This window comes from Streptomyces sp. NPDC054770, assembly GCF_053611985.1.
Map to the genome: position 1 here is coordinate 67306 of NZ_JBSHBL010000052.1, position 9504 is coordinate 76809.

A 9504-nucleotide genomic window follows, 5' to 3' on the forward strand; every position below is an offset into this window, starting at 1 on the left:
GGTGATCGAGTCGGAGGATCAAATGAGTGCGGTCGGCACCGGATGAGCGGCTACGAAGCATCCGGGTCGCAGCCCCCACGGGGCAACAAGGCCCGGAACAGGGCCACAAGATCAAAAATCCCTCATTTAGGAGCAATCGTGGCGCGCGACAACGCGGCTCCCACCGTCATCCCCACCCACCATCAGGAACTGATCTCGTGGGTCAACGAGATCGCCGAACTGACGCAACCGGACAGCGTGGTCTGGTGTGACGGATCCGAGGCCGAGTACGAGCGACTGTGCGAAGAGCTCGTGGCGAAGGGCACCTTCAAGAAGCTCGACCCGATCAAGCGCCCCCACTCCTACTACGCGGCCTCCGACCCGACCGACGTCGCCCGGGTCGAGGACCGTACGTTCATCTGCTCCGAGCGGGAGCAGGACGCCGGCCCGACCAACCACTGGAAGGACCCCGCGGAGATGCGGGAGATCTTCTCCGGCGAGAAAGGCCTGTTCCGCGGCTCGATGAAGGGCCGGACGATGTACGTCGTCCCGTTCTGCATGGGCCCCCTCGGCTCGCCGCTGTCCGCCCTCGGCGTGGAGATCACGGACTCGGCGTACGTCGCCGTCTCGATGCGCACCATGACGCGCATGGGCCAGGCCGTCCTCGACGAACTCGGCTCCGACGGGTTCTTCGTCAAGGCCGTCCACACCCTCGGCGCCCCGCTCGCGGAAGGAGAGGCGGACGTGGCCTGGCCGTGCAACCAGACCAAGTACATCTCGCACTTCCCCGAGTCGCGCGAGATCTGGTCCTACGGCTCCGGCTACGGCGGCAACGCCCTGCTCGGCAAGAAGTGTTACGCCCTGCGCATCGCGTCCGTCATGGCACGCGACGAGGGCTGGCTCGCCGAGCACATGCTGATCCTCAAGCTCACGCCCCCGCAGGGCGAGTCCAAGTACGTCGCCGCGGCCTTCCCGAGCGCCTGCGGCAAGACGAACCTCGCCATGCTGGAGCCCACCGTCTCCGGCTGGACCGTCGAGACGATCGGCGACGACATCGCCTGGATGCGGTTCGGCGCGGACGGCCGCCTGTACGCCATCAACCCCGAGGCCGGCTTCTTCGGCGTCGCGCCCGGCACCGGTGAGCACACCAACGCCAACGCGATGAAGACGCTGTGGGGCAACGCCGTCTTCACCAACGTGGCGCTCACGGACGACGACGACATCTGGTGGGAGGGCATGACGGAGGAGACTCCGGCCCACCTCACCGACTGGAAGGGCAACGACTGGACGCCGGGCTCCGAGACCCCGGCCGCTCACCCCAACGCCCGGTTCACCGTCCCCGCCGCCCAGTGCCCGATCATCGCGCCGGAGTGGGAGGACCCGAAGGGCGTGCCGATCTCGGCGATCCTCTTCGGCGGCCGCCGCGCCACCGCCGTGCCGCTGGTGACCGAGTCCTTCGACTGGAACCACGGTGTCTTCCTGGGTGCCAACGTGGCCTCCGAGAAGACCGCCGCCGCCGAGGGCAAGGTCGGCGAGCTGCGCCGCGACCCGTTCGCGATGCTGCCGTTCTGCGGCTACAACATGGGCGACTACATGGCCCACTGGATCGACGTGGCCAAGGACAAGGACCAGGCCAAGCTGCCGAAGATCTACTACGTCAACTGGTTCCGCAAGAACGACCAGGGCAAGTTCGTCTGGCCGGGCTTCGGCGAGAACTCCCGCGTCCTGAAGTGGATCGTGGAGCGGCTGGACGGCAAGGCGGCCGGTGTGGAGACGCCGATCGGTGTGCTGCCGACCCGGGACGCCCTCGACACCAACGGGCTCGACCTCGACGAGAGCGACCTCGACTTCCTGCTGACCGTCGACAAGGAGGTCTGGCGGGAGGAGGCGGCACTCGTCCCCGACCACCTCAACACCTTCGGTGAGCACACGCCGAAGGAGCTGTGGGCCGAGTACCGGGCGCTGGTGGAGCGGCTGGGCTGAGGTCCCTTCGGAAAGACTCCGCGGCCGGTTCGGATGTGCCCTGACCAGCGATCGTCACGACCGGCCGCGGTGTGAAATCGACGAGGCCGCGCACCATGGGGTGTGCGGCCTTCGCCTGTGGGGGGTGCGTTGTTGGGTGCGCGTGCGTGGGGGTTGATCGCGCAGTTCCCCGCGCCCCTGAAGGGGCGCTTCAGTTGCCCCTTTCTTCCAAGTAGCGGGTATGTGTCTCCTGGCGCCGGGCCTCTGTGTCCCTGAGGGTCGCCGCCAAGTGCTCTGCCTCCTCCTTGAGTACGGTCAGCTGGCGTTCCAGGTGGCGCTCCGGAGGTTCCTGGCCGGGTGTCAGGCGGGTCCACCATCGTGTGCGTACGAAGCTGTCCACCGCCTCCGGGATGTCCTGCCGTACCGTCCGGGACAGGACGTGTACGCCCTCCGGGTCCTGGGCGAGGAGTTCGGCGGCCCAGCCGGGGTCCAGCAACGCCGTGAGCAGGCCGGTCAGTTCGGTGAGCCGGGCTTGGGCCGTGGCCGGCAGGCCGACCTCCGCGAGGTAGGTCTCCAGCTTGCCGAAGTCGGTCCGGACCGAGTCCAGTTGCGCCGACGGCGTCGGGAAGTCCGGCAGCGGCGGGCGGTCCGGCGGGGCGATCAGCGCGCCCGCGCCGTACAGGCCCGCCACCACCACCGGCCAGTACGGGCCCGCCACGCCCGTGAACGTCAGGACCAGGCCCAGCAGGCCGCCCGCCGAACCGGCGAGGTTCTTACGGGATTCGAGGTAGGCGAGGGCCCTACTGGTAGCCACGGATCTCCTCGAAGGCGCCGTCCAGCGAGCCCTGTCGGGCATCGAAGAGACGGCCGCCGGTCAGGTCGGCGATGTGCCGGAGCTCGGCGCGCGAGGAGTCGCCGAAGAGGATGGGGAAGACCGGGATGTCGCGCTGGGCGACGGGCAGCGCGCGGTAGAAACCGTCGAAGTCGCCGGCCTTGGCGCCCGTGGTGTTCTCGCCGTCCGTCATCAGCACGATCGAGGTGAACGTGTCCCGTTCGGTGCGCAGGTTGTCGTACGCCTTCTCCAGGGAGGTGTAGATCGCCGTGTTGCCGTCGGCGTGCAGGGCGTCGGTGTCCTTGCGGATCGCGGCGAGGTCGGCCTTGTCGTCGACCACGTGGGTGCTGACGCTCTTCACGTCCGAGCCGAACGGCATCAGGGTGACCTCCTCGCGGTTGCGGAAGTCGCTGGTGAGGCCGGTGAGGGCCGCCTTCAGACGGGAGAGGCGGTCGCCCTCCATCGAGCCGGAGGTGTCCAGGACGTAGACCGTGCGGGAGGGGCGGCGCAGGTCGTTCTCGTAGGCGGAGACGAGCCCGTCGGCCACGGACCGGCTGCCGGGGAAGGGGAGTTCACGGCGACGGGTGGTGTCCAGGCCGGCGGCCGGGGCCACGGAGGCCACCACCGGGCGGCGGTGCGTGCTGTCCGTGATGAGCTTCTGCACGGCCGCGGTACGCAGGTCCTCCGTCACCCTGCGGACGTCCTCACGGGTCGCGGAGGAGGTCGAGGCGAGCGAGGAGAACGGGTAGTCGGCGGTGACCACGCCATCGCTCGGGCGGATCACGGTGAGGCCCGGGATGCCCTGGAGCACCGACTCGTAGTTGAGCAGGGCGTCGACGTCACCGCGCCGCCGGTAGGCCGAGGCCAGCCAGCCGGAGGAGCCCGAGGTCAGCTTCTGGCCCTTGAAGAACTTGCGCAGCCGCGGGGTCGCCTTCGTCACGTCGTCGTCGGTGAGCGCCGACTGGGCGCCGGAGAGCGCGGAGGCCACCGAGACCAGCGTGGCGAAGCCGGAGTTGGAGCGGGCAGGGTCCGTCATGCCGTATGTCAGCTTGCCGGCTTCCACGGCCTGCTCGATCGTGGACCAGGTGACGTCGGCCGGCTTCCAGCCGAGCGCCTGCACGGTGGCCGTCTTCACGCCGATCGCGACCGGGCTGGACATGACCGAGGTCTCGGAGACGACCTTCTTCGCCGCCTCCGGGCGCAGCCGCAGATAGTCGTCGGAGGACAGCCAGAGCGCGTCGTACCTCCCGTCCGCTCTGCCCTTGGCCAGCAGGTCGATCGCGTCCAGGGTGCCCATGTAGGTGGGGCGGATCGTGACCCCGGTGTCCTTGCGGACCCAGTCGAACACGGCCGTCATGTCGCTGAGTTCGGAGGAGGCGAGGACCCGGAGGGTGCCGGGCTTCGGGGCCGTGGCGTCGTCGCCGTGGTCCTCGGAGGTGCAGCCGGCCAGGACGACGGCCGTCGTCGCGAGGAGGGCGAGGAGGGGATGACCTTTCCTGCGGGGTCTGTTCATGCGAGGCCGCCCTCCAGTGCACCCTTCGCCCGGCTGCGCTCCAGGTAGGCGCTCGCCTGCTGGAGTTCGTCCGTGAGGGACTGCACGGTGTTCGCCATCGCCTCGGTCGCCTGCACCTTGTACGTGTCGATGGCGTCGAGGGTGCGGTAGATCTGCTGGAAGGCGGCGCGCAGCGTCTCGGCGCCCACGGCCGGGTCGGCGGCGATGCGCTGGATCTCCCCGCTCTGGCTCGCCAGCATCTCGGCGTTGCCCCGGATCAGGTCCTCGGTCGTCCCGCGCAACGCGTTGACCTGCTCGATCACCTTCTTCTGGGTGTCGAGCGCGGAGGCCAGCATGACCGAGATGCGCAGGGCCGACACGGTGGTGGTGGCGGCCCGTTCGACGCCCTTGATCAGCTCGTCGTTGTTGCGCCGTACGACGTCCATCGCCAGGTAGCCCTGCGCGGACACCGCGAGCTGGGTGAGCAGGTCCTGGTGCTTCTGCCGGACCGGGAAGAGCACGTCCGCCCGTACGGCGTCGGCCTCCTGGGGGTCCGGGATCCGGGTGACGTGCTGTTCGACGGCGGTGTCCAGGGCCTGGGTGAGGACGACGTACTCCTGGAGCTTGCCCATGGTCTCCCAGAGCCGTACCCGCTCGGTCTGCAACGCCGCGTTGTCCCGACGCAGTTCGTCCTGCCCGCCGCGCAGCGAGCCCACGATCTTGTTCAACGTGCCCTGCGCGGAGGCGTACTTGGCGACGTGGTCGCGGAGCTTGTTGCCGCCGGGCAGCCGGGAGAGGAACTTGCGGCCCTTGCCCGCGGGCAGGTCGCGCGGGTCCAGGTCCTCGACGACCCGGCGGAGTTCGACCAGCGAGCCGGCCACCTTGGCCTGGGCGTCACCGCCCCTGTCGGGCAGGCTGCGGACGGCACGCTCCAGCATGCGGTTGGACTGCGAGGCGGCGGTGCGCATCTCACCGGCGCCGAGGCCGGTGATCTCGCCGACCTTGCTCGCGAACTCCGGTGACCGGGCGTCCAGGGCGGCGAGGTCACGGACGTAGTCGGAGGCCTTCCGCGCCATGTCCGTACGGACACCGTCGTCCACGGGCACCAGCCCGCCGGCCTTCTCGCGCGGCACGGGTGCGACCGCCTCCGGCGGGGTCAGCGTGAAGACGTCGTCACCGCTGAGCGTGGGCGTGGGGTCGGCGCCGCTCGGCACCGGCTTGTCGAAGTTGCTCACAGGATTCCCCCCCGTCAGCCGCGCGCCCGGCGGGCCATCTCGTGCAGCACCGCGGAGGTGGGCACGGGCGCCTGCCGGACGCCGGTCAGTGTCTGGTTGAGGTAGGCGGCGCGGTCGGCGGTGGCCCGGACGAACTCGGCGGAGTCGCCCTGGGGCCGGAAGCCGTGCCGGACGGCGAGCCTGCGCAGGGTCGGGTCGGTGCTGAGGAGTTCGCCGAGCGCCCGGCCCGCGTCGTCGAGCGGCACGACGGTGTGGTCGCTGTTGACCGTGGTGTCCGGGTAGAGGACGACGAGGTCGTCGTCCGCGCTGTGCTCCGCGCCGAGCAGTGACACGACCTGGGACTCGTAGAGGCAGACCAGCGGGTTGCCGGCACCGCTGATGAAGTCCCTGAACACCGAGTCGCTGCTGGGCTGTTGGGCCCCCTGCACGCTGACCAGCTGGTGCAGCAGCGGTGCGGTCCTCGCGATGTCGCCGTCGTTCGCCACCACCCGTCCCCCGTTGGCGACATAGGAGGCGGCGGCGAGGTAAAGCGCGCCGGAATTGGAGGTCTCCGGATCGGTACTGGCGATGAAGAGCGTCCCGGTCAACTCCCCGTGCGCCTTGGCCCCCTTGAGCTGCTGCCAGGTCCGGTCGTGCCGGGCGGCGTCCAGGTAGGCGGCCATCTTCAGGGTCCCCTTGCCCTTCCCGTCCAGCACGGCGAGGCCGTTGGCGGCCAGCACCTGGGCGGCGCTGCGGTGGGCCACCACCACGAGGGGCGAGTAGAAGGGGCGGGGGAGGGGCTGGCGGGCGTGGTACTTCTCGGCCAGCTCGTCGGCGGGCGCCGAGCTGGACGGGAAGGCGAAGTCATAGCCCTTCAGGTCCAGGCCGTCCATGGCCCAGGAACCCGACGCCTCCGTCCTGACGGTGTAGCCCTTGGCGGCGAGGGCCTTCACCACATCGGGATCGGCGAAGAAGTCCGACTTCTCCGAACCGATCACACCACGCACGGTCTTCGTTGCCGTGCCCTTGCCGTCCCCCTGCCGGCCTGCGACGACGGCAGCCACCACGCCACCGATCAGCAGCACCGCGAGGACGATTCCTGCGATACGTCTCACGAGGGGGAGAGTGCTCCCGGAATCCCTCAGTCCTGGGTGGAACGGGTGAACGAGGGGTGAAGGGGGCGCCCCGGAACGCAACCGGAGCGCCGGGCTCCGCGGGGCGTCGTCAGGCGGGGGCGTTCCCGGCCTTGCCGTAACGACGGAAGGCGGAGGTCTCCACCTGCCAGGGGCCGAAGGGCACCAGGTCGCCGTAGATGTACGGGTCCATGCGCAGGTACCGGTCCCCGCACGGGTCGGAATGCACCTCGATCGTGCCCCTCCGGGGGTCGACGATCATGTAGTGGGCGATGCCCATCGCCGGGTATTCGCTGATCTTTTCGACGTAGTCGTTGTCCGGGTTGGACGGTGAGACGATCTCGACGACGGCCAGCACGTGGGAGGCATCGACGGCAATACCCTCCTCGTCGAGCACGTCCTCGGGGATGACAACGGCGTCGGGGCGGCGCATGCGGCCGAGGGCGGGGTGCTCGATCTCCGGGCCGTTCTCGCACATGTAGCCGGGGTGCGTGACGCGGAGTTGGGTGTTGAGCTGATTGCGGATGCGGCTGACCGTGCCCTCATGCCGTTTCGACGGGCACATCATCGCCAGTATCGGGCCGGAGGGTCCGATCTCGACGCTCCAGGTCCCTTCGAGCTGCTCGGAGTAGGCCCCGAGCTGCTCGGCGATCACGCGCATCTTCGGGTAGTCCATGCCCATGACCTCAGCGTACTGACATATGGCAACCCGGTCCGCGCGTCGCTGCGGGAGCGCGCGGACCGGGGCCGTTCGGGGGTGGGTCAGCTTGCCGTGGTGAGGGTGGCGTGGGCGTCCATGCGTTCCGCGGCGAGGATCGCCGCCGCGGTGTCCGCCCGGGACGCCGCGACCACCAGGGCGCGGCCGGCGAGAGCGTGCGCGCGCTCGTGCAGCGCGGCCGGCTCCGGTACCGCCGTCAGTGACGCCCGGACCGGCGTACGCCCGCCCCGCAGCCGGGCCACCTGGTCGGCCAACCGGGTCGCGGCGGCGTCGAGGTCGGTGGACGGAGTGAGTGCGCGCAGCTCGTCGGTGACGGCCAGCAGTGCCGCGAGGTGTCCCGCGAGCTGGATGTCCAGCTCCTCCTCGCGCGTCCGGTGCGGGAAGTCGGAAGGCGTGCCGGCCATCGTGCTGTGGACCGACTTGGTGCGGATCGGCTCGTACATGGCGATGGCCTCCTGTGCTCTGACAGGAAGCCATCCTAGCTTGGATTCCGTCTAAAGTTGACCCGGTTCACGGACGGTGCTGCGGCCGCTACCTACGGCTGGCCGTACCCGTCCAGGAACCGGCCGATCCGGGTGATCGCGTCCCGCAGATCCCCGGCCGTCGGCAGGGTCACCACCCGGAAGTGGTCCGGCTCCGGCCAGTTGAAGCCGCTGCCCTGGACGACCATGATCTTCTCCTGCCGCAGCAGGTCCAGGACCATCTGCCGGTCGTCCTTGATCTTGAAGACCTGGGGGTCGAGCCGCGGGAAGAGGTACAGCGCGCCCTTGGGACGGACGCAGCTCACCCCCGGGATCTGGGTGAGCAGGTCGTAGGCGAGGTCCACCTGCTCCTTCAGCCGCCCGCCCGGCAGGACCAGGTCGTTGATCGTCTGGCGTCCGCTGAGCGCGGCGACGACACCGTGCTGGCCGGGCATGTTCGCGCACAGCCGCATGTTCGCGAGGATCGTCAGACCCTCGATGTAGGAGTCGGCGTGCGCCCGGGGTCCGGAGATGGACATCCAGCCGACCCGGTAGCCGGCCACCCGGTACGCCTTGGACATGCCGTTGAAGGTGAGCGTGAGCAGGTCCGGGGCGACGGCCGCGGTCGGCGTGTGCGTGGCGCCGTCGTAGAGGATCTTGTCGTAGATCTCGTCCGAGCAGACGAGCAGGTTGTGGCGGCGGGCGATGTCGGTCAGCCCGCGCAGCATCGCCTCGTCGTACACCGCACCCGTCGGGTTGTTCGGGTTGATGATGACGATCGCCTTGGTGCGGTCGGTGACCTTGCGCTCGACGTCGGCGAGGTCGGGCATCCAGTCCGACTGCTCGTCGCAGCGGTAGTGCACGGCGGTACCGCCGGAGAGGGAGACCGCCGCGGTCCACAGCGGGTAGTCCGGAGCCGGGACGAGGACCTCGTCACCGTCGTCCAGCAGGCCCTGCATCGCCATCACGATCAGCTCGGAGACGCCGTTGCCGATGAAGACGTGCTCGACGTCGGTCTCGATGCCGATGGTCTGGTTGTGCATGACGACCGCGCGCCGGGCGGCCAGCAGACCCTTCGCGTCGCCGTAGCCGTGTGCCGTGGAGACGTTGCGGAGGATGTCCTCCAGGATCTCCGGCGGGCACTCGAAGCCGAAGGCGGCCGGGTTGCCGGTGTTGAGCTTGAGGATGCGGTGCCCCGCCGCCTCGAGCCGCATCGCCTCCTCGAGAACCGGGCCCCGGATCTCGTAACAGACATTGGCGAGCTTGGTCGACTGGATCACCTGCATGTCGGTGAGCTTACGGGGCGGTAACGCCCGCCGGGCGGTGTTTTCCACCACGTGAGACACGTGTGGGGGACAGCTCGGGCCGGTGCGGGGCCCGTCGATTTGGCCTGTTATCGCCGGTAGCTGTCTCAAAGGTGCCTCCGCTCTCTACAATCCGCGTCCATGCCGAGACCTGCCGAGGACGAGACCGGGGCTCCCAACGTCTACCTGCGCCAGGAGGGCGGACCGGTCCCCGCGTACGAGGAGTACCGGGATCCGGCGACCGCGCACGGCTGGCTCAACGCGTACGACGAGACGCGTGAGCTGCCCCGGATCACGCCCGACGGACCCGCATCCGCACCGGCGGTCGCACCGGCGGTCGCACCGGCGGTCGCACCGGCCGTCGCGCCGGCGGCGGGCCGGGCCGACCGGCGGCGGGCGGCCCGTGGCG

At 69.8% G+C, this 9504-nt stretch carries 8 protein-coding genes and 1 pseudogene; 2 read left to right on the forward strand and 7 right to left on the reverse strand.

Annotation, left to right across the window (positions count from 1 at the left end; all coding sequences use genetic code 11):
* Window positions 1-138: 138 nt before the first annotated feature.
* Complete coding sequence (locus ACWGKQ_RS35250; RefSeq protein ID WP_453296096.1) at window positions 139-1962, forward strand: phosphoenolpyruvate carboxykinase (GTP); 1824 nt, start codon at window positions 139-141, stop codon at window positions 1960-1962.
* Window positions 1963-2152: 190 nt separating this feature from the next.
* Here the strand turns inward: ACWGKQ_RS35250 and ACWGKQ_RS35255 are convergent, their stop codons facing one another.
* The 7 genes from ACWGKQ_RS35255 to ACWGKQ_RS35285 form a co-directional block, all read right to left on the reverse strand.
* A complete protein-coding gene (locus ACWGKQ_RS35255; RefSeq protein ID WP_453296097.1) occupies window positions 2153-2755 on the reverse strand; it encodes a hypothetical protein in 603 nt (200 codons plus the stop codon).
* Entirely contained in the window at window positions 2742-4286 is a 1545-nt protein-coding gene (locus ACWGKQ_RS35260) for a VWA domain-containing protein (RefSeq protein WP_453296098.1), read from the reverse strand. Before ACWGKQ_RS35260 ends, ACWGKQ_RS35255 begins: the two co-directional genes overlap by 14 nt.
* Entirely contained in the window at window positions 4283-5479 is a 1197-nt protein-coding gene (locus ACWGKQ_RS35265) for a toxic anion resistance protein (RefSeq protein ID WP_453296105.1), read from the reverse strand. Before ACWGKQ_RS35265 ends, ACWGKQ_RS35260 begins: the two co-directional genes overlap by 4 nt.
* A gap of 35 nt (window positions 5480-5514) precedes the next feature.
* A complete protein-coding gene (locus ACWGKQ_RS35270; protein WP_453296099.1) occupies window positions 5515-6594 on the reverse strand; it encodes a hypothetical protein in 1080 nt (359 codons plus the stop codon).
* Window positions 6595-6703: 109 nt separating this feature from the next.
* Window positions 6704-7288: a Uma2 family endonuclease gene (locus tag ACWGKQ_RS35275; protein ID WP_453296106.1), complete on the reverse strand. Its 585-nt coding sequence runs from the start codon at window positions 7286-7288 to the stop codon at window positions 6704-6706.
* A gap of 86 nt (window positions 7289-7374) precedes the next feature.
* Window positions 7375-7773, reverse strand: coding sequence for an SCO4983 family protein (locus ACWGKQ_RS35280; RefSeq protein WP_453296100.1), 399 nt, complete (start codon window positions 7771-7773; stop codon window positions 7375-7377).
* 92 nt (window positions 7774-7865) lie between these two features.
* Window positions 7866-9077, reverse strand: a complete 1212-nt coding sequence (locus tag ACWGKQ_RS35285) for a pyridoxal phosphate-dependent aminotransferase (RefSeq protein ID WP_453296101.1) — start codon at window positions 9075-9077, stop codon at window positions 7866-7868.
* A 159-nt stretch (window positions 9078-9236) separates the two neighbouring features.
* On the opposite strand from ACWGKQ_RS35285, the pseudogene ACWGKQ_RS35290 reads away from it, so the two are divergent.
* Window positions 9237-9504: pseudogene (locus ACWGKQ_RS35290) on the forward strand (hypothetical protein); the annotation flags it as partial.

What these genes read in the sequence shown, in the direction of transcription:
- ACWGKQ_RS35275 (WP_453296106.1), bottom strand. Translation starts at nt 7,288, where the DNA reads ATGGACTACCCGAAGATGCGCGTGATCGCCGAGCAGCTCGGGGCCTAC.
- ACWGKQ_RS35280 (WP_453296100.1), bottom strand. Translation starts at nt 7,773, where the DNA reads ATGTACGAGCCGATCCGCACCAAGTCGGTCCACAGCACGATGGCCGGC.
- ACWGKQ_RS35260 (WP_453296098.1), bottom strand. Translation starts at nt 4,286, where the DNA reads ATGAACAGACCCCGCAGGAAAGGTCATCCCCTCCTCGCCCTCCTCGCG.
- ACWGKQ_RS35285 (WP_453296101.1), bottom strand. Translation starts at nt 9,077, where the DNA reads ATGCAGGTGATCCAGTCGACCAAGCTCGCCAATGTCTGTTACGAGATC.